Origin of the sequence: uncultured Pluralibacter sp., from assembly GCF_913775985.1 — a bacterium.
Taxonomy (GTDB): domain Bacteria; phylum Pseudomonadota; class Gammaproteobacteria; order Enterobacterales; family Enterobacteriaceae; genus Pluralibacter.
Map to the genome: position 1 here is coordinate 24,827 of NZ_CAJYMB010000031.1, position 25,206 is coordinate 50,032.

Genomic DNA, 25,206 nt, shown 5'->3' on the forward strand with positions numbered 1-25,206 from the left:
CCGGGGATCCACTCTCGTGCCGCCTGAAAGCAACTCGAATGATTTAGGGTATCAAACGCGTAATGTCATTACTCGTCGACGCCCTGCTCCTGGATTACGCGTAATCCGTTATCCGGCAGTTTAGTGGAGGTAAATGCCACTTTTCCGTTGCAGATGTCGACACCATAGGCTTCATCCACTGCGCCCTCATAGATCTTGTCATCGTTTTCAACCCGCCCGATTGGTTTACCAAACGTCGCCGTGGTCGCGGGGATATCTGCGCAGCTCCTGATACCCACATAGTCTTCGATGAAGCCGATAGCGTTACCGCTGGGATATCCGATGGAGGCGGGTGTGGCCCAGGAGCCAATCTGCGTTTTTTTACCGGTTGAGGTATCTTCAACTTCACCCAGCCAGATATTCTCGGTTTCGCTATGCTGCTGCAGCGAAGCTGTAAAATTATAGGTCACGCCCTGATGATAGGGGATTGAGACTGTATTACAGGTAATGCCGCCGATAGCAAGGTTGTCGGCACCTCCCGAGCAGTGTTCTTTATCAATAATGCGTGAACCTTTGCCGCCAAACAGTGAAAATACCACAAGCGCCTTACCACCAACCCGAGGCTGAATTCCATAGTAATAAGCTTCCCCATCTTTTGTCTGATGCTTGAAGGGGATGTACTGCGCATAATAGAAAGATTTTTTGCCATTGTCTGACTCTACCGTAATAGGATAGGTCAGCGTGGTGAATCCGCTCTTGCTACCGGGAATCGAGCTGGTGAAGTTTGTTACGTGAACGGCAAACTCTGTTTTCTGGAATGCTGCAGAAGCGCTTCCGGACAGCGCAAGTCCGGCAACCACGGCGGCGCCTGTGATAATCCTGTTCATTTTCATCTGTTTCCCCTGCTATAAATAGGTTAAATTTGAATAATCATTGAAAAAGAGTAAGTATATACAGCGTGCTTATGCGCACGCGCTATAAAATATAGTCGTACTGCTCTTATTTACAAGGGGGTTAATTAACCTGATATTTACTGCGGTTAATATCAACGATAACCAGAACTCCGATATTAATGCTATATCAGGATTGCATTAGTTATCCAGCATTCGAAATATTATATCTTTAGCGCTAATTTTTGCGATATTCTTACTTTTAAGGCGATTTTAACCCTAAGTTATCTACGGGATATAATAGGTACGTTTTGTCTTTAACGATTCTTTTATAAGATAATGACCTGTCATATGCATTATCGATATAAATATATTCGGTAGGATTATTATGTTAATTCACGAGTGTAGCGTTGTGAACATCGGGGGAATGGGGTTTTAACCTTGTACAGCGGTCTTAGCCGACAGTAAAAAAACCGGGCGTAAGCGCACTGAAAAAAGAGAGGTGGTTGAAGAAGCAAAAAGCCCGCTCGAAAGCAGGCTTTTTCAAATTTGGCTCCTCTGACTGGACTCGAACCAGTGACATACGGATTAACAGTCCGCCGTTCTACCGACTGAACTACAGAGGAATCGTGTGAACGAGGCGCATATTACTGTCAGCCCATTTTGGTGTCAACACTAAATTTAACCTGCTGATTCAATTGGCTAAATTTAGCGCATCCTGTGTTTTTAGTGAACTACGCGCGGATCAGGATTCATACCGCCGGAATTATCACGGATCCTCGCCAGCGGATCTTGCTGGTAAAAGTGGCAGAAACGCTGCCACAGCGCGGGAAAGCGCGGGGCGAAGAGCGCCGGGGCGCTGAAGAAGTATTCTGACAGGACGGCGAAACATTCAGCAGGATCGGTGGCGGCGTAGGCGTCAATGCTGGCGGCACTTTCGCCCACCAGCTCAATCTCTTCCTGAATATTGTCCATCGCCGCGTGCAGATCGTGCTCCCAGCCGGCGACTTCGCGCAGTGGGATCAGGGGAATGCCGCTGGCGCGGTCGCCGTTGCGCAGATCCAGCTTGTGCGCAACTTCGTGGACCACCAGATTAAAGCCGGACGCATCGAAGGAGTCCTGAATGTCCAGCCAGTTGAGAACGATAGGGCCCTGTTGCCAGCTCTGCCCGGACTGCACCACCCGCTGGCTGTGTACCAGCCCGATGTCGTCTTCCCACTCGTCATCCACCACGAAAGGTGCCGGGTAAATCAGTACTTCGTGAAAGCCATCGAGCCATTCGAAGCCGAGCTGCAGCACCGGCAGGCAAAAGAGCAGAGCGATACGGGCGCTCTGCACGGGTTCAAGAACCAGTCCCTGCAGCGGGACGAGACGCTTTTGCTGTAAAAAGCGGGCTGCCAGCTGCGTTAAGCGCGCCTGTTCGTCAGAAGAGAGGTTAATCAGAACGGGAATGGCCAGCGCCTTTTCCCACTCCATCTCCGCTTCCCGGGATGTTTCCTGTGCTTTCCACGGCCATTTAATCATCGCTTTGCTCGCAAACTCGTCACTTAAACGTAAATAGAACAACAGGGTCTGTTAAAACAGGAAAGAAGGCGTCATTATAGCAGCCGCTTCATCGGAGAGATGCCGGAGCGGCTGAACGGACCGGTCTCGAAAACCGGAGTAGGGGCAACTCTACCGGGGGTTCAAATCCCCCTCTCTCCGCCAATTTTTTTCTGCATTAACAAAATTATCTCATACCGTTATTTCGCATTCGACGCTGCCATTTTTACCATGTTACCTCGCGGCAGGCATCCTCTTTTATCCTTCCGGCTTCACACTATCAACAACATTACAGGCAGTTCCGTATCGGCGCACGGGCATGGCGTAAAAGCTGTTTTTTCATATGCATAACACCGGATGCAAAAATGACTCTTGACGGATGGCAGCGTGAAGGTACTGCGGCGTGCAGGCCTGTACCAGGTCGACAGGCACTGTTTACCGCCAGCCCACCCTAAATTGCCAGGTTTCGGCACAAGCTCACCTGTGCCCCGGGGATGAGATAATCGCCGTTACTCCATTGTGGAAAGCATATTGCTTAAAAAGAGCTTTTTAAACGCTCTTTTGATCTTCTTAAATCTAATTAACTTCTTAATGGTTTTAATCAGTGATTTATTTTTCCCGGCATTTTTAACCGGCGTCACCGTGCTCTCAAACTGGAAGTTGACACGGTTATTTTTTATGACGTCCTGAATACAGATCGCCGGCTCTAACTGATAAAAATGGCCAAATTTATTTAAATGGTTCAGGAAAAGTTCATCATCAATTGCTTTCAACGATTTTTTTCCGGCAAAGCTAGCTTTTAGCATCTCTGCGGTCTCTTTCTTGATGATATAACCCGCGGTGCCCCAGTTAGCTTCCCCCAGCCGGAACAATATCCGATTGTTAAGTGTATTACGCTGGCCGCTGACTTTAAAATTAATATCATTATATTTTTCGAGCTTAATAAGCCCGGCATCGTCGGGGATCCAGTCATCGCTGGAAAGATATAATCCGGCATCAGCGCTCAGGTGGATGTCATCTTCGAAAACGGCAATGTAAGGGAGATTTTCATCGATCATGATATCCCATACAGCGATGTGGCTAAGAAAACATGCTTTTTCGCTGGGTCGAATAGCAAAGCAGCCGTCGGACAGGCTCAGCGGTTTATCCTTTGCGTCAAAGTCCGCCGGAGTGACCGCATCAAAAAACTCAAATGCTACCGCGGCTTTTTTGAACTCTTCCTTTACAAAGCTTCGCCGCTCTTCGCTTTTATTCTTTAAGCTGATGACAATATTGCGCATGTAAATTTATCCATTCCGTTTAATTTGCTATCCATAGATCAAGAGCTGACAAGGCAGCCCGCGCTGTTGCGAATACCGGGCGCTATCTTAATTTATAAAAGGAGGAAAGAGAATGAGCGGCTGCAGCAGGCTAAAAAGGAAGAGTGTGTGATTTTGTTAATTTATTGTTTTATATGTTAAATGCGGTGATAAAGGATCGGCATACAGTCGGGGTAACGCCTCGCGCTCGCGGTGTGTAGCCTGCAAATCCTCGCCATCATGGGCGGACAGCGGTGCGTATCACCACTGTCGCCGGGCTTCTCCAGGTGGGTTCCGTTGCCGTTGAGGCTCTACTGTCCGGGCGCGCCCTACGGATAAACCACATTCAGCGTCGCCGTCGTGTTAATGGTGCCCTGAGTGAGCGTTTTGGGTGCCCAGGTGTAGTAATAAACCCCCATTGGGATTGAAAAGTTGTTCGATAGCGGCCCGCCTGCCTGGGCGATAAACAGCGCAGTGGCGTTACCCCGGTTGGTGGTTGAGCTGGAGATAGTGAGCGGATGCTGCGTGGCCTCACGTTTAACCAGCCGCAGCCCCACGCCTTTTGCCGACTGAGGAGAACTGTCAATAAGTACGGTAGGATCGCCTGAAAGCAGGGTATTACTGGATAAAAAGATCTCAATATTGCGATCGGTGGTACCGCCAGCAGCCAAATTGTCGCAGCGTATATTAAGTGTGAAGGGCGTATAGCCAGGACGCACCTGCGTCAGTACCTGATTTCTCCCCATGGTAGGCAGCACCACTGACATTCCCGGATTGGTGAAGGTACAGGTGGTTTGTTTCGGCGCGTAGCGGATGGTCATCGGCTGACCGTACATATCCCGGTCGTCGTAGGGCCAGTGGAAGCCATTGGTTAGCCACTGCAAAATTTTCCCCAGCTGTTTTAATGGCCACGTTAAGATCTCCCCAATATTCATGCCACTCAGATCGGTAACGAAAAGGACGTCGTTCATGACGATGCTATCGCCGGTGATATTTGTAATGTTTCCGCCTTTGCTCACCAGCGAGAAACGTATGGTCATCGGCGTATTCAGCTCGCTCGCACTGTGGCTGGAGCCTTTCAATTCCTTATTATTACTCAAGTCGTTAGTAATTTCGGCACGTACATAATATTTGCCGTTGCTAAATCCCAGGATGGTGGCGTAGTTACTTTGATCGCTCAATATTTTGGTATAGCCAAATTTGCTTTTGCCCGTGGTGCAGGTGAAAGAGCCGCTGTATTGCGTACTGATGTTATCTGTCCACTCCGGCGTCGCCGGGGTGAGTTTCTCTGATAAATCCACGCTGATCGGCGGCGCGTACTGAATACTTTTGCCGTGGCAGGTGGCGTAGCTGGCGCGGCTGAACGCCGCCAGGGCAAATATCATAAGAAGTCGCTTCATTTTTCTCCTCATAAATGTCAGGTGGCGCCCGTTATTTAGCTCCATGCCCTAAGGGCGAGGTGCTGCAGGCGTCCGTGCAGGTGGATGACGAGGAACTCCGGTCAGTATTCTTCGGGTAGAGAATTTACGGATACACAATGTTCAGTGTTGCCGTAGTGTTGATGGTGCCCTGGGTCAGCGATTTGGGCGCCCAGGTGTAGTAATACACCCCCATCGGGATCCCGACGTTGTTCGACAGCGGCGCGCTGGCGTTAACGCTAAATAACGAGGTAGCGCTGCCCCGGCTGGTGGTTGAGCTGGAAAGGACGACGGGGCTTAGCGGCGTATCGCGTTTCACTATCCGCAGCCCGACGCCCTGCGCCGATTGCGGTGAGCTGTCGATCAGCACGCTCGGATCGCCAGAGTGCAGCGTATTGCTGGATAAGAACACATCAATGGCGCGGTTGGCGGTGGAGTTGATATTCAGATTGTCGCAGCGCAAATCGATGGTGAAGGGCGTATAGCCGGGGCGGTTTTGCGTCACGATCTGCTTAATCCCCATTGTCGGCAGCACAACCGACACGCCGGCATTAGAGAAGGTACAAGTGGTGGGTTTTGGCGCGTAGGTGACGGTCATCGGCTGGCCGTACATATCCTGCTTTTTGTAGAAGACCCACTCATAGCCAGAGGCTAGCCATGAAATAATCAACATCTGCTGCATATTGCGCCATGAGGATTTATCACTAGCGCTTCGGCCGCTGAGGTCGGTAACGAGGAAAATGTCGCCAAGATTGTTAGTGTTCCCGGCCGCACTTTTGCTCATCCCTTGCTTATCCACGAGCGTAAACTGCACATTAATCGTTTGGCCCAGCTCTGATGCATTATGCAATCCCTTGCCGTTGAGGGTTTTATCACCAATATTGTCGGTGATTTTCGCTCTAACGTAATATTTACCATTATTGAATCCCAGGACCGTGGCGTAGGAATCGTTTGAACTTAGTAGTTCGGTATAACCAAATTCGCTGCTGGCGCTGCTGCAGGTAAATGAGCCGCTGAACTGAACGGGATAAGTACCTGTCCAGGTTGGTGAGGTCGGCGACAGCTTGTCGGAAAGATCGACGTTTATCGCCGGTGCGTGTTGAATCGCGTTGCCATAACAGGTGGCGTAGCTGGCACCGCTAAACGCAACCAGCGAAAATATCAGGTAAAATCGATACATTACTCTTCTCATAAATGGCAGATATTTGTCTGTCCATCCAGCCTCATCGCCGGATGATGTATCACGCACTGGCGTCCGTGCAGGCGCACTACCAGCGTCTCCGGGGCGCGGTCAGCTTTAATAAACAGGATCCCGGCCTGGCCGACGTAGCCCACCGGGCGTCCTGCGTCGTCCTGAACTTCTGAACCAAAGGGCAGGGGAGCGCCGTCCGACAGGACCGCGCGCAGCAGCCAGGACTGGCGGGCGTCGGTATCAAAGTGGACAACGTTAACAGCGCCGTCGTACGGCGCGGTGTTGGCAACGTTGCCAATCACGTCGGCCCCGGAGGCGCTATCGGTATTAGAAAGAGTGATGGCGTTTTTACGGTAAGGCGTGGCGTAAGGCACCAGCGCCAGGCCGTCCTTATTGGTGATGATGCTGGCGTCGCCGTTAATCATCAGCCCGCTGGCTTTCGGTGCGTCGACAATGGTTAAGGTGCTGCCCATTTCGTTAGACGCCAGCAGGTGCCAGGGGATTGCCACCAGGCTACCGCGGGCGCTCAGGCTGCCCTGATGATATTCATTTGATTCGCTGAATGAACCGCCCAGCGTCGAGAAGCTGGAACGATAGTTGGCGCTGGCACTGGCCATATTCTCGCCGCCGGTCTGATTAGAGCCGGTAAATGAATAGTTCAGCCGGTTTGAGTCCATCGCATTGCCGCTGACGGTGACGTTCGACTGCTGATAGTGGCCGTTATTGCTGGATACGCCGGTGGTGAGCCAGGCGTCACGGTCGAAAATCTTCAGCGGAATGTTCAGCGACAGATACAGACGCGTATCCTCCGGACTGTCACCGCTGTGGGTCCGGCTCAGGGAGAAGGAGTAGCTGGTGCGGCGAAACTCGTTCGAGTAGCCCACCTGAAATTCGCGGCTGGTTTGCGATTCGGTCCAGTAGTCGCGCTGGGTGCCGGAAACATAGAAGGTGCCCCAGTCGTTATTGAGCCGCTGGTTAAGGTTCAGCGTAAAGGTGTTTTTCGGGCGCGCCGAGCGTAGCGAATCCCGGGTATTTAAATCCAGCGCCGGGGCATTATTATCATCGCTGTCGTCGCCCCGATTGCCATCGTCGCGTCCATCGTGGGTCCGGGACCAGTCATCCTGATAGCGCCGGTAGTTATCGTGCGAGTAAATGGCGTCGCTAAAGCTGTAGTAGCCCCGGGTCGAGTAGCGGTAAGCGGCGAGCGTAAAGTTAGTGCCGGTATCATTGACGAATTTACTGAAGGCGACGCGCACGCTCTGGCCGGATTCGCTGCGGTCCTGCAGCTGGGTATTCGCCTGGGTCACGTCCAGCGAGACGGCACCCACCGGAAAGTTCCAGCCGGTGCCCAGCAGCCCGGCGCGGTAGTTGTTGCTGATAATGGTGCCGGTATAGCCGGTAACCAGGTTATTAAAGCCGTACTGCAATGTGCCCTGCACGAATTCGGGCTGGTAGCTGGTGTTGGTTTCGTGAACTTTCGCCGCCAGCAGGCTGTATTTGCTGACGCCTTCCTTCAGCATATTCGGCACGGCGGAGAAGGGAACGGTGAACGACTCCTCTTTGCCATCGGCGCCCTTGACGATCACCAGCAGATCCCCCGCCGAGCCGGTGGGCTGGATGCTGTCGATGGTAAACTCGCCCGGCGGCACGTTTTCCTGATAAATGATATTGCCGTTCTGCAGCACCTTCACCAGCGAGTTGCTGCGGGCCACGCCGTGCACCACCGGCGCAAATCCCTGCTGGGAGTTGGGCCGCATGTTAATGTCCGAGCTCAGAGAAACACCCCGTACGCGCAGGGAGTCAAACAGCGTGCCGGGGGAGTAAATATCGCCGATGAGCAGGTTCGATTTAATGGCGGCAATTGGCCGGCGAACGTAGCGGGTGTTGTTTTGCCAGTCGGCGCGCTGGCTGGAGTGTTTGCGGAACGTGCTGCTGTCGCGAAACTGCCAGCCGAAAAAGTTAAATCCCGAGTCCAGGCCGGTATAAAAATCATCGTCCGTATCGTGGTTGGCCCCTTTCTGCTGGGTGCGGTAGTAGGTCGAGTTGTAGGAGAGCATCAGCGCCGATACGCCCGGCTCCCACAGCTGCGGCGCGACGTAGCCCTCTTCGGAGTGCACCACGTGGGTCTGGGGCACGTGCAGGCGCACGCTCAGGGTGCCCGGATCGACCTGGTAGCTGCCGCCCTGCACCAGCGCGGAAAGCGTGAACTCCTTCGGCAACGCCCCTCCGGCGGCGGGCAGATCGATACCCAGCAGTGCGGCATCGCGCCGCTGCATGCGGATATCGTCTTTCGAAGTGCCGAACGCCAGCGCATAGTGGCCTTTCCACTCATCGTTAACGTAGATATCCATCTCCTGATTACCGGGCGGCATATCCAAATCGAGATTGAAGCGGGAAAGGTCTGACTCCGCAGACTTCCCGGCAAGCAGCTGGGGGTTAAACGTCACCGCGGCACTTTTTTGCTCCAGCAGGCACGAGCAAATCGCCAGCAGCATTAATTTGTGGCCTTGCAATTTCATTGCGCGTCATTCTCTTTATTGGCTGATGTCCCCGTCATAGGTCAGGCTGAATCCGGGCAGGCTCCCTCTATCCCGGTCACGGCTCCTGAAAGCGTCCGGGAAGCCGCTTATTTGCGCCTTGGTGCAACCCGAAGTATTCAGGGTATAAACCGGTGCGTTTTATAAGCGCCTAGATCATCCACGTAGAGCAGGCTGTATTTATGGCCGCTGTTGACAGGCATCAGCGAGGGCACATCAAGGCTTGAGAAGGGCGCCACCATCACCGAATCCTTCAGCAGCTTGTTGTCCTGGGCGTCCATAATGTTGGCGATGGTGATGTAGTAAGCGCTGGCGTTGCGCAGCGTAAACGTTCGGGCACCGTGGTTGACTTTCATCAGCTCAATCCCTTTATCCGCGCCGGCGGACAGCGCCTGGGGGCGATAAAAGAGCTTGATGCGAGATTTAACCGCGAGCTGAATGGTGTTTTTGCCCACCATATTCTCGGGCACCGGCGGAATATCCAGCACGTTCAAATAAAAAACCGATTCGCGATCGGCAGGCAGCGACGAAGGCAGTTTTTTTATCAGCAGCTGCTGTCCGCCGCCGCCGGCAACCTTAATAACCGGTGGGGTAAGCAAAAACGGCACGTGGGCCGTTTCGGGCGTTGAATCCAAGTCGCCATCATCGATCCACGACTGAACTAAAGACGGAGAGGTGCCGGTATTAATAAGTTGCACGCTGGTTTCTTTACTACTGCTACGATAAATAACACGCGTGCCGTTTATGACGATATTTGCGGATGCCGAATGACATACGGCAAATAGCAGGGCTAAAGTTGATAATACTCGCATTGTTAGCCTCAGGAAAAACCAGACCCGCAGCGGGTCTGGTGATGTTGTAATAGACAACGTTTAGATATAAGAGATGGTATAAATAACGTTGGAGCTCAGCTCGCCCACTTTTGCCGCGTCAGCGTTAGTTTTGTAGTAATAAACATCCAGAGTTAAGGTCTCGGAGTCCGGCGAGGCCTTATCGCCTTTCAGACCAGTATCAAAAACCTGGTTAAGCGGGATTGGCGTGGAGGAATCGGTCTTCGCCAGCGAGAAACCGACGTTGCGCGCCACGCTTGGGTCGTTCTCATTAACGGTGGTGTTCATCAGATATTTCCCGTCCGTGGAAATATTATTGGCGGAGGAAAAATACATCTTCAGGTTGGTTCCCGCCGCCCCGGATGCAGGCGTGCAGCCGGAGAAGGTCATGGAAATTGATTTTTTGTTTTTGGTAATTGGGCCGACGACGGTTCCCGCATCGGTGACGGAGATAGGACTCAGCGCGACGGTAAAGTCAGCGCTTTTACCGCCGTTAATGGTGCAGGTGGTATCAGTGATCGCGCCGCTGAAATTAATAACCCCACCCGCCGCGTTATCTTCCGCCGCTGCATAACCTGACAGGGCTAAAGAGGAAAATACCGTCGCGATAAGCGTTTTTTTAAGCATGATAGCTCCATTTGCATGTGACAAGTCAACGCACTTATTTGGCGTTAACAGGGTTGAGTAATTTATTAATGCGTAGCTCAGCGCTGAGCCCGTATTCATTAATGTGTTTGTAAATGATAAAGGCTGCCACCAAGTTTATTTTTTAACGAGCGAATGACGTTATAGATAGAATTCCGGTTGGCTTCCAGTTCATGGCAGATATCTTTAACGGCTATACCACGCAATAACCGCTGCAAAACCGACATTTCATATTCTGTAAGTTTTTTTCGACAGGTCTCTTTTGTTTGTAGCCCTATAATGGCTTTCTTGATCTTCCCGAAAATAACATTACGGTCATTATCACTATATAATACGGTAGTTATTGCCGGGCAGTGCCGCTGCCAGTAGGTTGCCAGGGCTTCCATCCGGCTGTCGGTAACCAGAGCCAGCCTTAGCGTGGACTGGCTCAGGTACGCAATCCAGTCGCTGTTGGAAAAGAGTGCAAGGTTGTGGAATGAAAAGTCCACAAAAATAAAACCACTGCCTAATACATTAATATCAGGACTAAGCAGTAGTGACGCAACGCCCTCATTAAGAAAATTGTTGTCATTGGGCCAGATGCAATATTGCCGCTCCAGACATTGATGTGAATGCAAAGTAGGAACGGGAAGTAGCTCACAATGTAATTGACAGCTTATGCAACGTAATTTTTTGCATTCAGGATTACACATTTTATTCTCACTTTAACTTCACGACAGTATTGCGTTCCAGGCATTGCCGCCGGATGCATATGTTAAGCTGAGTTCATTCATCATGGCAATGTAATCATATTTTGTTTACATGTGCGAGTTAGCACAAAAATTCCGAGAGCGTTCTTAATTAACAAAAAGAGCGATTGATTAAATCTCATTGTATTTACACAGGAAAAAGATAATGACGCTAAATTTAACCCATGATTTTTAAAACGTTCCAGGAATATTACACGGTCTTCTAAGAATATTACATGCGATATCAGCGGGCAGGCTTGGTTAAAATCAGCACGAATCGTCAAAAATATGTTACGGACCGGTAATATCGGCTAATGGAAGCAATGGCTGAAAAGCGGATGGGTTTTAGACACCTAATGAATAACTATGCGTGATATTCTAAGCGGATTTTTTCGCAGGTTATGGAGTGCTATAAGATAAATATTGATGGGATTTATAAAATCCCTGTGGAACTCCTTATTGGGAATTACCGTAATTATGCAGATAAAATTATGAAAGGTAATAAAATAACACTCTGCGGCACCGTTAAGTCGGGTACGCGCGGCAGCCTGCAACCCCGCAGGCTGCCGCCGTTAATTACAGCTCGCTGCGGCTCTGCCAGCGGGCCAGCCGGATCCGACTTCTGACGCCGAGCCCCAGCAGCGGCTCGGGCGGATTAACCGACGGCAGGCCGGTGACGTGCTGAATATCCTGCAGCAGCCCGGAGTCGTGCCCCTGGACGAAGTCCGCCAGCAGCGTGCCGGAGACGGTTCCCCAGGCCGCGCCGACGCCGTTATCGCAGGCGCAGGCGTAAACCCCGTCGTCGAGCTTGCCAAAGTAGTTGGTAAAGTTGCGCGAGATGGCGTACACCCCGCCCCAGGTGTGGCTGAACGGCACATCGGCCAGCTCCGGATAGCGGGTGAGAAACGCCGCCCGGTGATCCCGGCGCACCCGCTGGCGAACGGCGTCACTCACGCTGCGGCCGTAGCGCGGCACGTATTTGTAGGTATTGCGGATCATTAGCCGCCGATCCTGGGTCATCCGCACCGTAGTGCCGGCGTGGTCGGCGGGCGTCAGGCCCCAGTTGAGCTGCCCGCCGTAGCGGCGCATCTCGTCGTCGCTGAGCGGGCGGGTCCAGCTGGCGAAGGTCATTACCGGCAGCAGGCGGTTTTTCAGCCAGCCGAATTCGCGGGTAAAGACGCTGGTGCCGAGCAGCAGGACAGGCGCGGTAACTGAGCCGTTATCGCACTGCACCGTCCAGCGCCCGTTCTCCTTGCTGAGCCCGCGTACCGCCGTGTTTTCGCACAAGCGGACGTTCTCCGGCAGGGCGTCTGCCATACCGTGCACCAGCGCCGCCGGCTGCATCAGGTAGCAGCCCGGGGTGAAAATAGCCCGCTGGTAGTGTTTTGTACCCAGCACTGCTGCCAGCGTCTGGCCCTCCACCGCGTGCCAGGGCTCGCCCAGATCGCGCATCAGCGTTTCGAAATGATCCAGGTAGGCCATCCCGCGCTCGCCCACCGCGCCCTGATACTTGCCGGTGGCGGTCCACTGGCAGTCAATATTGTGCCGGGCGATGCGGCTCTCCAGCAGCGAAATGGCATAGCGGTTAAGGCCGAGGATCTTCTGCTTGTGCGCCGGATCCGGATGTTCAAGAGAGAACTTGTGCGGCAGATCGATAACAAATCCCGAGTTGCGCCCTGACGCGCCCTGGCCGACACCCTGGGCGTCCAGCAGCATAATTCTCGCCTGCGGCTCCTGCTCCGCCAGGCGGCGGGCAATCGCCAGCCCGGCGAATCCCGCGCCGATCACCACATAATCGGCGCGCTCCCGGGTGGTCAGTGGTGCGGTCGGCGCGCGCGGGCCCAGCGCCTGATACCAGCCGCAGTCGCTATCGTCGTTCGGTAAATGGATCATAAAAGTTCCTTGTCGGTTACAGAGGTTACGCTGTCGGCGCCGAGCAGCGCGGCCATCCACGCGCCGCGGTGCTGCTGTACGCTGCTGCCCAGCAGGGCGAAGCCGGTCACGGTGCCGCTGTCGTCATAGTGGAATGCCATCAGCTCGCTGCCGTGGCGCTCGCTGTGCCACTGGCCGGGCCGGGTCGCCGGGTGAAACGACAGCGGCATGCAGGGGGTTTTAACTATTGTCGGGCTCCAGGCGTGAGCGACCGGCGTCAGCAGGCCGGTGAGGCTTTTCGCCAGCGCCGGCACTACCTGATTTATTGGCGCGATATAGGGCCGCCAGCCGCCGGGAAACTCGGCGCAGTCGCCGAGGGCAAAAATAGCTTCGTCGCCGGTCTGGCCGCAGGCATTAACGCGGATCCCTTTGCCCACTTCCAGCCCGCAGCCGTCGGCCAGCGCGGTATTCGGCCGCAGACCCACGGCGCTGATGACCGCGTCGGTCAGCAGCCGCTGGCCGTTGCTCAGCGTCAGTTGCCAGGCGTCATTTTCGCCGCAGCGGGCGACGGCGGTGGCGGTAGTGTTCAGGCACCACTGCACCCCGAGCGCGCTCAGCGACTGCTGCAGCGCCTCGCCGACGTCCCGCGGCAGCTGGGTGGACATTGGCCAGCGCCCCAGCCCGACCACGGTGACGTCGTAGCCCGCCTGGGCCAGATCGTGGGCGAACTCGCAGCCGATAAGCCCGTCGCCGAGCAGGGTCACGTGGCGCTTGTCCGCCAGCGCCGTGCGAAAGCGCCGGTAGTCCGCCAGATTATTAATGCTGAGCAGGGCATCCGCATCGCCGGCGATTGCCGGGCGGATCGGGTCCGCGCCGGTAGCCAGCACCAGCCGACCGTATGGATATGCGCCGATGCTGGTCTCAATCTGCTTCGCCTGGCGATCGATGGCGTGAACCCGGGTGTGCGGATAGAGGCGCACCCCGAGCGCCTGCTCCCACTCGAGGGCGCTGTACTGCTGCAGGCCCTGCGCGGTCTTATTTTTCTCCAGCGCGCAGGAGAGCATCGGCTTGCTGTAAATTGCCCCGTCGTCGGCAGTGAAGACGGTGACGGGCAGCGTCGGCGACAGGGCGCGCAGGGCGGCGGCGAGCTGGTAGCCGGCGTGGCCGCTGCCGATTATCACTACCGGCTGCAGATCATCTGCCGGCGAAGGCGCAGCGGCCACTGCCGTAAGGGTTTGCGCCACTTCGTCGCTGATTTCAATCATCTCAAAGTCGGCCTTGCCCACCAGGCACTCCGGGCAGGCCCACGTCTCCGGCACGTCTTCCCAGGCGGTGCCGGGCGCGATGCCGTCTTCGGGCCAGCCCTGTTCCTCGTCGTAGATAAACCCGCAGATGATGCAGAGCCACTTTTTATGTGCCATGAAGATCTCCTACTGCTTTAGCGCCTGGCTCAGCAGGCTGATTTACTTGCCCTTTAAGCGCCGGGCAGCGCTTGAAAACCTGACGTACGCCAGTACGCTGCGCTGGCCGGCGTAAAACTGACTGCGGCATATACGCCCGTTGAGACAGGCTCCTGGAGCCGCCCCGGCTGCGGGCGGCGTAACAGAATCCGGCGCTATGTCCGCAGGCGGATAGCGATATTGCAGGTTTGCACGTAGCTGTAGATGGCTTCCTGGCCCTTTTCGCGCCCGAAGCCGGAGAGGCCGGTGCCGCCGAACGGTGTCTCTATGCCGCCCGCGAACCACTCGTTGATAAACACCTGTCCGGCCCGCAGCTGCCGGGCCATCCCGAGTGTCGCGTCCATGTTCTGGCCGAATACCCCCGCCACCAGCCCGAAGCAGGTGCCGTTGGCGATGGCGATTGCCTGTTCCGGGCTGTCGTAGGGGATAAGTACCAGTACCGGACCAAACACTTCCTGCTGGGCGATGGCCATCTCCGGCGTGGCTTCCAGCACCGTGGGCGCCACGAAGTAGCCCGGGCGATCCGGCGCGTAGCCGCCGGTAAGGCGGGTTGCGCCCTCGGCGCGAGCCATTTCGATCATTGACAGCACCTGCTGCTGCTGCCGGGCGGAGACCAGCGGCGTCAGGTCGGTGCCGGGCTCGTCGCCGCTGCCGATAACCAGGGACTCCGTCATCGCCACCACGGCTTTTTTCACCTCGGCATAGCGGGAGGCGGGCACCAGCAGTCTCGACATCGCCGAGCACACCTGCCCGGCGTTGAAGAAAATTCCCGTCCGCACGCTGTCCAGCAGCACGTCGAGATCCGCGTCCGGCAGCATCACCGCGGCGGATTTGCCTCCCAGCTCCATCACCGACGGCGTGGCTTTTTCCGCCGCCGCCCGCAGGATCGACTGCCCGGTCGCCACCGAGCCGGTGAACACAATCTGGTCCACCTCGGAATGGGTCGCCAGACAGTGGCCGACGGTTTTGCCCTCGCCGCACAGCAGCTGTACGCTGCCCGCCGGGAAGCCCGCATCGGCCACCGCGCGCACCAGCAGCGTCATCGCCAGCGGCGACAGCTCCGGAGACTTGATAACCACCGCATTGCCCGCCGCCAGCGCCGGGGCCAGGGAGCGGGCGCAGATCGACACCGGAAAGTTCCACGGCACGATCTGCACCGACACCCCGTGCGGCCGGTATTCGGTGAAATCAAGATACGCCTTGCCCAGCGGAATGGCGGTGCCCTCCAGCTTGTCGGCGATCCCGGCGTAATACTCGAAGTAGCGCGCCGCCTCGGTAAACTCGTCCCGGGCATCCTGCAGCCGCTTGCCGTTTTCCATGCAGCACACCCGCGCGCCCTCGTCGGCAATCTCGCGGATGGCGCGGGCGGCGTTCAGCATCCAGCCCACGCGCTCGGCGGGACGCACGTCGGTAAGACTGCGGCGATTAACGCAGGCGCGGGCGGCGGCCATGGCGCGATCCGCATCGGCCAGCTCTGCCTGGGCGACGGTGGCGCAGGGCTGGCCGCTGGCCGGGTTGTGTACCGTCAGCGCGCGCCCGGCATCGGTCCAGGCGTCGGCAATGTAGTTGAGAAAATGTTCCATCGATCAGGCCTCCAGCGCCGTTTTCACCTGGGCCGCCAGCCACTGCTGGAAGAAGTGGGTCGGGAGGTCCATCTCCGGGGAGAACACGCCGCCGCCGAAGCCGGGGGAGCGGCGTCCTTTCTGCATTCCTTCCACGGCGTCGATGTCCTCGCTGAACACCAGCTGCCAGGAGTCGATCACCGCCTTGCGGGATGGCGCAAATTCCGGGCCGCCGGCGGCGTCGCCGACGTAGAACAGGCGCAGATGCTCGATGCTTTGCTCGGCGCTGACCGGCTCAATCATCATCGCAAAGGCGTGATCGGCCTGAATGCCGAGCAGCACGTTGGGGAAAATAGCCACGTATTCGGCGTGGCGCAGCTTGTCCGCCGGCCACGAGGGGAACTGCGGCAGGCGCGTGCCGGCGGTTTCCGCCAGGTTATAGGCCCGGCTGCCCTGGCCGGCGAAGCGCTGGTCAAACAGGATGTTGTAGTGGTCTTCCAGCCGCGAGTAGCTGTTGAGGCTCGGGTGAACCCACGGCAGATGGTAGGCTTCGCAGTAGTTTTCCACCGCCAGCTTCCAGTTGCAGGCAACATCGATTTGCAGCCGATCGTGGCTCTGTGCCTGGCGCATCAGGCCGAGTCCCTCTTTGCCGAGGAATGTCTCCCAGCGCTGCTCCAGCGGGGCGATGTGCTGTTCGAAGCTTTCCGCGTCGCCGGAGAGGTTAACGAAGATCATCCCCATCCACTGGGCCGAGCGCAGCGGCTTGAGGCCGTGCTTTTCGCAGGCGAAGCGCGCATCTTTGTGGACCCCGGTGCCGCCGATGTGCGGCGTGCCCTTCAGGTTGCCGTCCAGATCGTACGTCCAGGAGTGGTAGGGGCAGCGGATCATTCCCTGAATGGTGCCCGCTTCCTGCACCAGCTTCATGCCGCGGTGGCTGCAGACGTTGTGGAATACCTGCAGCTCGCCCTGGCGGTTGCGCATAATCAGCAGCGGCAGATCCATAAAGTCCACCGGCTTGACGTAGCCTTTTTCCTGCACGTCGGCGCTAAAGCCGATGCAGGCCCAGGTGCGGCTGATGACGTTATCCCGCTCGAAGTGGAAATACTCTTTACTGACGTATGCCTGATTCGGCATGCCGGTGGACTCACTAATAGGCTGTAATACGCGATCGATAACGTTGACAGGAATAATATTGCGGTCGGGATTGCTCATAAAAAAGTCTCCATAAAAATAGTATTGCGGGCGTTTTTTACAGCTTGAGCACGCTGTTTTCATGGATTCTGTTTAACATTTCATTAGCATTCAACCGATTTATTTCTCGCTATTCATGAGAAAAACTCATGCAGCGCTTTTAATTAATTAGTGTTTATTTATCAGTTGTTTATTTGTAAAAGCTGCGGTTTTAGATACGAAATTGTCATTTCTGCATGAGTTATTATCGGTTGAAAAGGGGCAGGGCAATACTTAATCTCTGGTTGTTTTTAACATAAATATAACAATATGGTGAGCAACGTGAAGAGGGGTTAGCTATGCAAATTAAAACCGGTGGCGCAAACGGGATAAATCCTGTCGTAACCGCGACATCAATAATACTGGTTATCGCATTTGTCTTATTTTGCGCGATCGCCGCCGAGAGGGCGCTGGCCTATTTTGAAGCGGCTTCCGCGACGCTGCTTTTTAGTATGAAGTGGTTTTATATCGGCAGCGTGTCGGCGGTGGTGCTGTTTTTGCTGTATATGATGATGAGCCGCTACGGACACATCCGGCTGGGGAAAGATGATGAAAAGCCTGAGTTCAGCTACGGCGCGTGGATTGCGATGCTCTTTTCCGGCGGCATGGGTATCGGCCTGATTTTCTGGTCGGTGGCCGAGCCCATCTGGCACTACGCCAGCAATCCCTTTACGCCGCCGCTCAGCGACAGCTCGGCAAGCATGGCGATGCAGCTCACTTTCTTTCACTGGGGCCTGCATCCGTGGTCAGTGTTTATTATTGTCGCGCTGGCGCTGTCATACTTTTCCTACCGCAAGAACCTGCCCCTGACCCTGCGCTCGGTGCTCTATCCGTGGATCGGCGACAGGATCTACGGCCCCATCGGACACACCATTGATATTCTCACCGTGGCGGTGACGGCGTTTGGCATTTCGCAAACCCTGGGCATGGGCGTGCTGCAAATCAACAGCGGGCTGGGCAAGGTGTTCGGCATTCACCTGGGCAACGGCGGGATGCTGGCGATTATTGTGGTGCTCAGCACGGTCGCAGTGTCGTCGGTACTCTCCGGGGTGGGGAAAGGTTTCAAGCGGATGGCCGAGCTGAATATGCTGCTGTCGGTGGTGATGGTGCTGCTGGTGCTGTGGATAGGCCCGACGCGCTTTATTCTTAACTCGCTGCTGGAAAGTACCGGCAACTACATTCAGCACATTGTCGGCATGAGCCTGTGGACCGATGCCGAGCAGGATTCCCCGTGGCAGAACAGCTGGACCGCCTACTACTGGCCGTGGTGGATGACCTGGGCACCGTTTGTCGGCATGTTTATCGCCCGCATCTCCCGCGGGCGCACCGTGCGCGAGCTTATTGGCGGGGCGCTGATTGTGCCGACGCTTATCTGCTTTATCTGGATAGCGGCCTTCGGCGGCAGCGCCCTCAAGGTGGAACAGCAGGCGCGCCAGCAGCATCAGCAGAGCGTCGCCGCGGCAGCGCTAGCGGCGGGAGGCCATACTGAAGCCGCGGCGTTTACCGGCGGGCCGATTCTGAAAGCCACGAAGCAGGATACCACCGAGGCGGTGTTTGCCCTGTTCGAGCACCTGCCTTATCCGGCGGTGGGCACGCTGCTCAGCGTGATGATCTGCCTGCTGCTGGCGATGCACTTTATTATCACCGCCGACTCCGGGACGCTGGTGATGAGCATTCTCTGCGCCAGCGGCAACTGCGATCCGCCGAAGTCTATCCGGGTCATCTGGGGCGTGGGAGTAACGGCCATTGCCGCGGTGCTGCTGTACGCGGGCGGTTTCAAGGTGATGCAGGCGGGTTCTATTATTGCCGGTTTCCCGGTCTCCATTTTCATTCTGATCATGGGGGTGGCGCTGTTTAAAACCATTCGCCGGGAGCCGCTGGCGTGGAGCATGCTGCCGCCGCACGTTCACCCTTCGGCAGACCAGCTCGACGGGCCGCTGAAGCCCTGAACATAATGAGGAGGGGCGGCTCGCCCCTTTTATTCAGGCGACCGCGGCGGTGCCCTGCGCGAGCAGCCAGGCGCGAAACAGCTTTACGCTGGCCGGGACGAGACTTTTCTCTACCGGCTCCAGCAGGGAGAAGCTGGAGCGGGTGGCGTGAACCTGCGGCACCGGGCGCACCAGCGCGCCGGACTCCAGATAGTTATCCGACAGCCCGCCCCAGGCCAGCGCAATCCCCTGGCCGTTGAGAGCCGCCTGCAGAAGCATCGGATAGTTATTGATATTAATGCGGTTTTTAGGCCGGATGTTCGGCAGATCCACCGCGCTAAACCACTCGTCCCAGCCCAGCCAGTCGGCGTGGGCGTCCTCCAGACACAGCAGGGTTTTATTAAAAATCACCTCCGCCGGCTGCGCCGGGCCGCCGATTTTTTCGAGATAGCCCGGGCTGCACACCGGAAATACCTCTTCGGAGAACAGCGGCGTGGCTTTCATGTTTTGCGGCGGAGTTCGGCAGTAGAAGAGGGCGATATTGCAGTCCATCTGCCGCAGATCCTGAATGGTGTCCGACACCAGGATCCTGAGGTCGATATCCTCGTAGCGGCGCTGGAAGTCCGGTACTCTCGGCATCAGCCACAGCGCCGCCATCGCGTTTGTGGTGACCACCGTGACTTTGCGGTCTCCCTGCCATTTTTTAACGTCGCCGGTTACCGTTGAGATATCAATCAGCGAGTTGCTGATTGACTGATAGTAAAGGCTGCCGGTGGCGGTAAGGTTGATGGTGCGGTTAATGCGCATAAACAGGGCGGTGCCGAGATACTCTTCAAGCTGGCGTATCTGGCGGCTGACCGCGCCCTGGGTGACGTTAAGCTCGTTGGCTGCCAGGGTAAAACTCAGGTGCCGGGAAGCGGCTTCAAAGGCCACCAGGCTATTTAAAGGCGGTAGGGGTTTTATTTTCATTATCGGACCTGACTCATTTGCGCTGCGGCGAGCGCCTGCGCAGTGTGAAATATGACAAGGATGGACCTTCGTCGAATAAGCCATATTGTTTATGCAGTCTATTTTATTTTGCCTGGAGCGAATACCGGGGCAGCGGGAAATTATTTTGCGGCGAGATCGTTTTGTGATCCCAGTCCTGAAAGGCGGCGGCTTCACCGTAGTGCGCGATAAGCAAATAATTATAGCAGCCTGCTGAAGATGACTGAGGCTTATTATTCCCTGCTTTTAATATTGTTATTTGGGTGGCTATAGGCTTAATAAAAATAATGTTATTCCCCTTGTTCCCGGTTTTAAACTGCGGACGGTATTTTGTTCTAAACCGCGCCCGACGGTGCGTGCAGACTAAACCCGCTGGTTTTTATGCGTTATTCGCGGTATAACATCCTTCTGGATGTTTAGATGTCTAAATGGTCAAGGTTTACATGCACGAATCAGAACAGCAGGGCGGACAGCTCAAGCGCACCATGAAAACCCGGCACCTGATCATGCTCTCGCTCGGGGGCGTAATCGGTACGGGTCTCTTTTTTAACACCGGCTACATTATCTCTACTACAGGTGCGGCGGGCACGCTGCTGGCCTATTTCATCGGCGCCCTGGTGGTGTGGCTGGTGATGCAGTGCCTGGGCGAACTGTCGGTGGCGATGCCGGAAACCGGCGCTTTTCACGTTTACGCCAGCCGCTATATCGGCCCGGCGACCGGCTACACCGTGGCGTGGCTCTACTGGCTAACGTGGACCGTGGCGCTCGGCTCCAGCTTTACCGCCGCCGGGTTCTGCATGCAGTACTGGTTCCCGCAGGTGCCGGTGTGGATCTGGTGCGTGGTGTTTTGTGCGGTGATTTTCGCCCTTAACGTCATTTCCACGCGCATTTTTGCCGAAGGGGAGTTCTGGTTCTCGCTGGTGAAAGTGATCACCATCATCGCGTTTATTATTCTCGGCGGCGCGGCCATCTTCGGCATTATCCCGATGCAGGACGGCTCGCCGGCGCCGGGGCTGCGTAACCTCACCGCCGAAGGCTGGTTCCCCCACGGCGGATTGCCCATTCTGATGACCATGGTGGCGGTGAATTTCGCCTACTCCGGCACTGAGCTTATCGGCATTGCGGCGGGTGAAACCGAAAATCCGCAGCGGGTTATTCCGGTGGCCATTCGCACCACTATCGCCCGATTGATTATCTTCTTCATCGGTACGGTGTTCGTGCTGGCGGCGCTGATCCCCATGCAGCAGGCAGGGGTAGAGAAAAGCCCGTTTGTGCTGGTGTTTGAGAAAGTCGGTATTCCCTATGCCGCAGATATCTTTAACTTCGTGATCCTGACGGCGATTCTGTCGGCGGCCAACTCCGGGCTGTATGCCTCGGGCCGGATGCTGTGGTCTCTTTCCGCCGAGAAAACGCTGCCCGCCTGCTTCTCCCGGGTCACCAAAAACGGCGTACCGCTGGTGGCGCTGTCGGTGAGTATGCTGGGCGGCGTGCTGGCGCTGTTTAGCAGCGTGGTGGCGCCCGACACGGTGTTTGTGGCGCTGTCGGCCATTTCCGGCTTCGCGGTGGTGGCGGTGTGGCTGAGCATCTGCGCCTCGCACTATTTGTTTCGCCGCCGCCACCTGGCGGAGGGCAGGGCGCTCGACGAGCTGGCCTACCGCGCCTGGGGCTATCCGCTGGTGCCGGTACTGGGATTCATCCTGTGCCTGGTGGCCTGTATCGGGCTGGCGTTTGATCCGGATCAGCGCATTGCCCTGTGGTGCGGCATTCCCTTCGTGGCGCTGTGCTACGCTGCCTTTTATGTAACCCATTCCCGAAAACAGACTCAGGAGGAGCCGCAACGTGCCGCTGAATAATCCCCTAACGCCTATTCTTAACGCCCACCCTTTCGTGGTGCTCGACGGCGCAATGGCCACCGAACTGGAAGCGCGCGGCTGCAATCTGGCCGACAGCCTGTGGTCGGCGAAGGTGCTGCTGGAAGATCCGCAGCTGATTGCCGATGTGCATCTCGACTATTTTCGCGCCGGCGCCCGGGTGGCGACCACCGCCAGCTATCAGGCAACCCCTGCAGGCTTTGCCGCACGCGGCATTGACGAGGCGCAGTCCCGGGCGCTGATTGGTAAAAGCGTGGCGCTGGCCCGCCAAGCGCGGGAAGCGCGGCTGGCGGAAGATCCGCAGGCGGGCACCCTGCTGGTAGCGGGCTCCGTTGGCCCCTACGGCGCGTTCCTCGCCGACGGTTCCGAGTACCGCGGAGACTACCGGCGCAGCGAGCGCGAGTTTCAGGATTTCCACCGCCCGCGCGTGGAGGCGCTGCTGGATGCCGGTGCGGATCTGCTGGCCTGCGAAACCCTGCCGTCCTTCCCGGAAATTCGCGCCCTGGCGGCGCTGCTGGTCGACTACCCCCGCGCCCGGGCGTGGTTCTCCTTTACCCTGCGCGACAGCGAACACCTGAGCGACGGCACGTCGCTGCGCGACGTGGTGGCCGCGCTGGCGGCTTATGCGCAGGTGGTGGCGCTGGGCATCAACTGTATCGCGCTGGAGGATACTACCGCCGCGCTGCAGCACCTGAGTGGCCTGACGACGCTGCCGCTGGTGGTCTACCCCAACTCCGGCGAACACTACGACGCGGTAAGCAAAACCTGGCACCATCACGGCGAGCAGTGCGCGACGCTTGCCGATTATCTGCCCCGCTGGCGGGACGCGGGGGCGAAGCTTATCGGCGGCTGCTGCCGCACCACGCCGAAGGATATCGCCCGGCTGCGGGCGCACTGTTAATCGCGCTGCCGGGAGGTATCTCCCGGCACGTTTTTTTCATCGCTATTGCGGGCAAAGCTCATTTCAGCCTGCGCGCTAAATTATCCCGGTATTTAAACTGAATCTGCCTGGTTATATATTTAAATTTATAGCGACTTGTCGTAAGTCATTACCGGTGGCGGGTTTAATTAATAATAAAAATCATTTCACTCGCGACATAAAGTAAATAATTAACATCGTATTAACTGAATAACGTGCATTGATAACATTATATAAATCAGCTATTTATCATAGTGATATTTCTCCTCTCTTTTTGATAATCGGCAGCGATATCTCCCACCACGCCTATTTCTTTATCGCCGTATTTTTAGATTCACTTCACATATCTCACGCTTAAATACGCCTTCAGAGACAGGTGGCATAGCCATTGCTTTATTCAGGTATCTTTCCTTGCTAGTGGAGACTGAATAACATGGATACATTGCTGGTTGGCAATGAAGTGCCCCGCGTGGACGGGCTGGCGAAGGTCACGGGTAAAGCCGTGTACGGTGACGATATCGTCAAAAAAGATATGCTCTACGGCGTGTGCCGCTATGTGGATATCGCCGCCGGACGTATCGACTCGCTGGATTTGTCCGAAGCCGAGAAGGTACCCGGCGTGGTACGTATCGCCACCTGGAACGATATTCCCGGGCAGCGCAAGCTGGGCGCTATTGTGCAGGACCATCCGCCTATCATCGACGACGAAATCGCCTACCGCGGTGACGTCATTGCGGTGGTAGCCGCCGAAACCTATGAAGCCGCGTGCATCGCGGTGGATAAAATAAAAGTCGCCTATACCCCCTGGGAACCCATCACCTGCCCGGAAGAGGCGCTCAAGCCGGGCGCGCGCCTGATCCACAGCGAGCTGGGCAGCAACGTCATCAACCGCCACCACACCGCGAAGGGCGATATCGACGCCGGTTTCGCCGCCTCCACCCACATCTTTGAACGCGAATATGAAGTGGGCTTCCAGGAGCACGGCTATATCGAACCGGAAACCATTACCGCCTACCTCGATGATAATGAGCAGATCATGACCATCGAAGGCTCCATTCAGAACGCCCACCGCACCCGGGCGGTGATCGCCAAATACCTCGCGCTGCCGCAGTCTAAAGTCAACATCAAGCGCTCGGTGCTGGGCGGCTCTTTCGGCGGTAAAGACGATATTATTGATAACGTCTCCTGCCGCGCGGCGCTGCTGGTGCATCTCACCGGACGTCCGGTGAAGATCTCCTACAACCGCGAGCAGTCGATGCGCGAAAGCTACAAGCGCCACCCGTACAAGATGAAATACCGTATCGGGCTGGACGACGAGGCGCGCATCCAGGCCATCAAAATTGAGATTATCGCCGACGGCGGCAGCTACTGCGGGCAGACCATGTTCGTCACCTGGCGCAGCTCGGTGCAGGCGGCGGGCCCGTACAATATTCCTAACGTGCGCGTCGATCTGGTGGGCGTGTACACCAACAACAACTACACCTCCGCCTATCGCGGCTACGGCGCGCCGCAGGTTATCTTCGCCAACGAATCCCTGATGGACGACGTGGCGGCGGAAATGGGGCTTTCGCCGGTGGAACTGCGCCTGCGCAACGTGCTCAAGCAGGGCGATACCAGCATGGCCGGTCAGGTGTTCAGCGACCATACCGTTTCCGCACAGGAAGTGCTGGAAAAATCGCTGATCAAGGCGGAATACGAAGCGAAACGCGCCCACTATGAGCAGCTCAACGCCAAAGGCGGGCCGATCCGCTACGGCATCGGTTTTGCGCTCAGCCACCGCGGCTGCTCCCTGGGGGCAGAGGGGCTCGATGCCTCTTCCGCGCTGATTCAGGTCAACGCCGATGGCAGCGTTAACATTTCTACCTCGGTCTCTGAGAACGGCCAGGGCCTGCAAACCACCATGTCCCTGCTGGCGGCGGAAGCCTTCGGCATCGGCCTTGAGCAGGTGATGTTCAGCGAACCGGCCACCGCCATGATCGCCGACGGCGGTTCGACCGTGGCGTCACGCGGCACGCTGATGGGCGGCCAGGCGATCCTCAGCGCGGCCAACAAAATCAAGCAGCGCATGGCGGACGCAATCAAAGAGACGCTCAAGGTCGACGGTATCGACGACATCGCCTGGGAAAATGGCAAGGTCTTCAGCCGTAAAGATCCCTCTCTGAGCCTGAGCTTCCAGCAGGTGGTGGACATGACCAAAGCCACCGGTGCCAACGTCTCGGCCTACGGCTGGCACGTGGCGCCGGATATCCACTGGGACGAAGAGAAAGGCTGCGGCAGCCCGTACTTCACCTGGGTGTACGGCTGCCAGGTGGCGGACA

General features: G+C 56.5%; 18 protein-coding genes and 2 tRNA genes. 5 read left to right on the forward strand and 15 right to left on the reverse strand.

What is annotated here, in order from left to right; genetic code table 11:
* Positions 1 to 68: 68 nt before the first annotated feature.
* The 3 genes from QZ766_RS04135 to mtfA form a co-directional block, all read right to left on the reverse strand.
* On the reverse strand, positions 69 to 872 hold the full coding sequence (locus tag QZ766_RS04135) for a hypothetical protein (RefSeq protein ID WP_297197650.1): 804 nt from the start codon (positions 870 to 872) through the stop codon (positions 69 to 71).
* 547 nt (positions 873 to 1,419) lie between these two features.
* A tRNA-Asn gene (locus QZ766_RS04140) sits at positions 1,420 to 1,495 on the reverse strand.
* 100 nt (positions 1,496 to 1,595) lie between these two features.
* A complete protein-coding gene (mtfA, locus tag QZ766_RS04145; protein WP_297197653.1) occupies positions 1,596 to 2,393 on the reverse strand; it encodes a DgsA anti-repressor MtfA in 798 nt (265 codons plus the stop codon).
* Positions 2,394 to 2,486: 93 nt separating this feature from the next.
* Between mtfA and QZ766_RS04150 the strand changes: the two genes are divergently transcribed.
* Positions 2,487 to 2,576: transfer RNA gene (locus QZ766_RS04150), tRNA-Ser, on the forward strand.
* A 344-nt stretch (positions 2,577 to 2,920) separates the two neighbouring features.
* Here the strand turns inward: QZ766_RS04150 and QZ766_RS04155 are convergent.
* The 11 genes from QZ766_RS04155 to QZ766_RS04205 all read right to left on the reverse strand — a co-directional run bounded on the left by QZ766_RS04155 (position 2,921) and on the right by QZ766_RS04205 (position 17,165).
* Positions 2,921 to 3,691: a glycosyltransferase family 25 protein gene (locus tag QZ766_RS04155; protein ID WP_297197656.1), complete on the reverse strand. Its 771-nt coding sequence runs from the start codon at positions 3,689 to 3,691 to the stop codon at positions 2,921 to 2,923.
* Positions 3,692 to 4,038: 347 nt separating this feature from the next.
* A complete protein-coding gene (locus tag QZ766_RS04160; RefSeq protein WP_297197659.1) occupies positions 4,039 to 5,109 on the reverse strand; it encodes a fimbrial protein in 1,071 nt (356 codons plus the stop codon).
* 124 nt (positions 5,110 to 5,233) lie between these two features.
* Positions 5,234 to 6,307 (reverse strand): fimbrial protein, encoded by a 1,074-nt coding sequence (locus QZ766_RS04165; RefSeq protein WP_297197662.1) that lies wholly within the window; start codon positions 6,305 to 6,307, stop codon positions 5,234 to 5,236.
* Between the two features lie 8 nt (positions 6,308 to 6,315).
* Positions 6,316 to 8,838 (reverse strand): fimbria/pilus outer membrane usher protein, encoded by a 2,523-nt coding sequence (locus QZ766_RS04170; RefSeq protein ID WP_297197664.1) that lies wholly within the window; start codon positions 8,836 to 8,838, stop codon positions 6,316 to 6,318.
* A gap of 137 nt (positions 8,839 to 8,975) precedes the next feature.
* The gene (locus QZ766_RS04175) at positions 8,976 to 9,668 is read right to left on the reverse strand and encodes a molecular chaperone (RefSeq protein WP_297197697.1); all 693 of its coding nucleotides are present in this window, start codon (positions 9,666 to 9,668) and stop codon (positions 8,976 to 8,978) included.
* A gap of 60 nt (positions 9,669 to 9,728) precedes the next feature.
* Entirely contained in the window at positions 9,729 to 10,313 is a 585-nt protein-coding gene (locus QZ766_RS04180; protein WP_297197667.1) for a fimbrial protein, read from the reverse strand.
* A gap of 98 nt (positions 10,314 to 10,411) precedes the next feature.
* Positions 10,412 to 11,023, reverse strand: a complete 612-nt coding sequence (locus QZ766_RS04185; protein WP_297197670.1) for a hypothetical protein — start codon at positions 11,021 to 11,023, stop codon at positions 10,412 to 10,414.
* Positions 11,024 to 11,635: 612 nt separating this feature from the next.
* On the reverse strand, positions 11,636 to 12,952 hold the full coding sequence (locus QZ766_RS04190) for an FAD-binding oxidoreductase (protein WP_297197672.1): 1,317 nt from the start codon (positions 12,950 to 12,952) through the stop codon (positions 11,636 to 11,638).
* Complete coding sequence (locus QZ766_RS04195) at positions 12,949 to 14,352, reverse strand: FAD-dependent oxidoreductase (protein ID WP_297197675.1); 1,404 nt, start codon at positions 14,350 to 14,352, stop codon at positions 12,949 to 12,951. Before QZ766_RS04195 ends, QZ766_RS04190 begins: the two co-directional genes overlap by 4 nt.
* Positions 14,353 to 14,546: 194 nt before the next feature.
* Positions 14,547 to 15,974, reverse strand: a complete 1,428-nt coding sequence (locus tag QZ766_RS04200; protein WP_297197677.1) for an aldehyde dehydrogenase family protein — start codon at positions 15,972 to 15,974, stop codon at positions 14,547 to 14,549.
* Positions 15,975 to 15,977: 3 nt separating this feature from the next.
* Entirely contained in the window at positions 15,978 to 17,165 is a 1,188-nt protein-coding gene (locus QZ766_RS04205; RefSeq protein ID WP_297197680.1) for an SRPBCC family protein, read from the reverse strand.
* A 317-nt stretch (positions 17,166 to 17,482) separates the two neighbouring features.
* Here QZ766_RS04205 and QZ766_RS04210 point away from each other — a divergent pair, with 317 nt between their 5' ends.
* Positions 17,483 to 19,132 (forward strand): BCCT family transporter, encoded by a 1,650-nt coding sequence (locus QZ766_RS04210; protein ID WP_297197683.1) that lies wholly within the window; start codon positions 17,483 to 17,485, stop codon positions 19,130 to 19,132.
* A 33-nt stretch (positions 19,133 to 19,165) separates the two neighbouring features.
* Here the strand turns inward: QZ766_RS04210 and QZ766_RS04215 are convergent, their stop codons facing one another.
* On the reverse strand, positions 19,166 to 20,080 hold the full coding sequence (locus tag QZ766_RS04215; protein WP_297197686.1) for a LysR substrate-binding domain-containing protein: 915 nt from the start codon (positions 20,078 to 20,080) through the stop codon (positions 19,166 to 19,168).
* A 461-nt stretch (positions 20,081 to 20,541) separates the two neighbouring features.
* On the opposite strand from QZ766_RS04215, the gene mmuP reads away from it, so the two are divergent.
* From mmuP to QZ766_RS04230, 3 genes are all read left to right on the forward strand, one after another.
* Positions 20,542 to 21,951 (forward strand): S-methylmethionine permease, encoded by a 1,410-nt coding sequence (gene mmuP, locus QZ766_RS04220; RefSeq protein ID WP_297197689.1) that lies wholly within the window; start codon positions 20,542 to 20,544, stop codon positions 21,949 to 21,951.
* On the forward strand, positions 21,938 to 22,870 hold the full coding sequence (gene mmuM, locus QZ766_RS04225; RefSeq protein WP_297197691.1) for a homocysteine S-methyltransferase: 933 nt from the start codon (positions 21,938 to 21,940) through the stop codon (positions 22,868 to 22,870). The genes mmuP and mmuM overlap by 14 nt, the downstream gene beginning before the upstream one ends.
* A gap of 451 nt (positions 22,871 to 23,321) precedes the next feature.
* A partial coding sequence (locus tag QZ766_RS04230) for a xanthine dehydrogenase family protein molybdopterin-binding subunit (protein ID WP_297197694.1) occupies positions 23,322 to 25,206 on the forward strand: 1,885 nt, incomplete at its 3' end.

Bases quoted from the DNA above. Each gene is read 5' to 3' on its own strand.
- QZ766_RS04175 (WP_297197697.1), bottom strand. From the start codon at position 9,668: ATGCGAGTATTATCAACTTTAGCCCTGCTATTTGCCGTATGTCATTCG.
- QZ766_RS04160 (WP_297197659.1), bottom strand. From the start codon at position 5,109: ATGAAGCGACTTCTTATGATATTTGCCCTGGCGGCGTTCAGCCGCGCC.
- QZ766_RS04170 (WP_297197664.1), bottom strand. From the start codon at position 8,838: ATGAAATTGCAAGGCCACAAATTAATGCTGCTGGCGATTTGCTCGTGC.
- QZ766_RS04165 (WP_297197662.1), bottom strand. From the start codon at position 6,307: ATGTATCGATTTTACCTGATATTTTCGCTGGTTGCGTTTAGCGGTGCC.
- QZ766_RS04180 (WP_297197667.1), bottom strand. From the start codon at position 10,313: ATGCTTAAAAAAACGCTTATCGCGACGGTATTTTCCTCTTTAGCCCTG.
- QZ766_RS04205 (WP_297197680.1), bottom strand. From the start codon at position 17,165: ATGAGCAATCCCGACCGCAATATTATTCCTGTCAACGTTATCGATCGC.
- QZ766_RS04190 (WP_297197672.1), bottom strand. From the start codon at position 12,952: ATGATCCATTTACCGAACGACGATAGCGACTGCGGCTGGTATCAGGCG.
- QZ766_RS04155 (WP_297197656.1), bottom strand. From the start codon at position 3,691: ATGCGCAATATTGTCATCAGCTTAAAGAATAAAAGCGAAGAGCGGCGA.
- QZ766_RS04210 (WP_297197683.1), top strand. From the start codon at position 17,483: ATGCAAATTAAAACCGGTGGCGCAAACGGGATAAATCCTGTCGTAACC.
- QZ766_RS04215 (WP_297197686.1), bottom strand. From the start codon at position 20,080: ATGAAAATAAAACCCCTACCGCCTTTAAATAGCCTGGTGGCCTTTGAA.
- mtfA (WP_297197653.1), bottom strand. From the start codon at position 2,393: ATGATTAAATGGCCGTGGAAAGCACAGGAAACATCCCGGGAAGCGGAG.
- QZ766_RS04185 (WP_297197670.1), bottom strand. From the start codon at position 11,023: ATGTGTAATCCTGAATGCAAAAAATTACGTTGCATAAGCTGTCAATTA.
- QZ766_RS04195 (WP_297197675.1), bottom strand. From the start codon at position 14,352: ATGGCACATAAAAAGTGGCTCTGCATCATCTGCGGGTTTATCTACGAC.
- QZ766_RS04200 (WP_297197677.1), bottom strand. From the start codon at position 15,974: ATGGAACATTTTCTCAACTACATTGCCGACGCCTGGACCGATGCCGGG.
- mmuP (WP_297197689.1), top strand. From the start codon at position 20,542: ATGCACGAATCAGAACAGCAGGGCGGACAGCTCAAGCGCACCATGAAA.
- QZ766_RS04135 (WP_297197650.1), bottom strand. From the start codon at position 872: ATGAAAATGAACAGGATTATCACAGGCGCCGCCGTGGTTGCCGGACTT.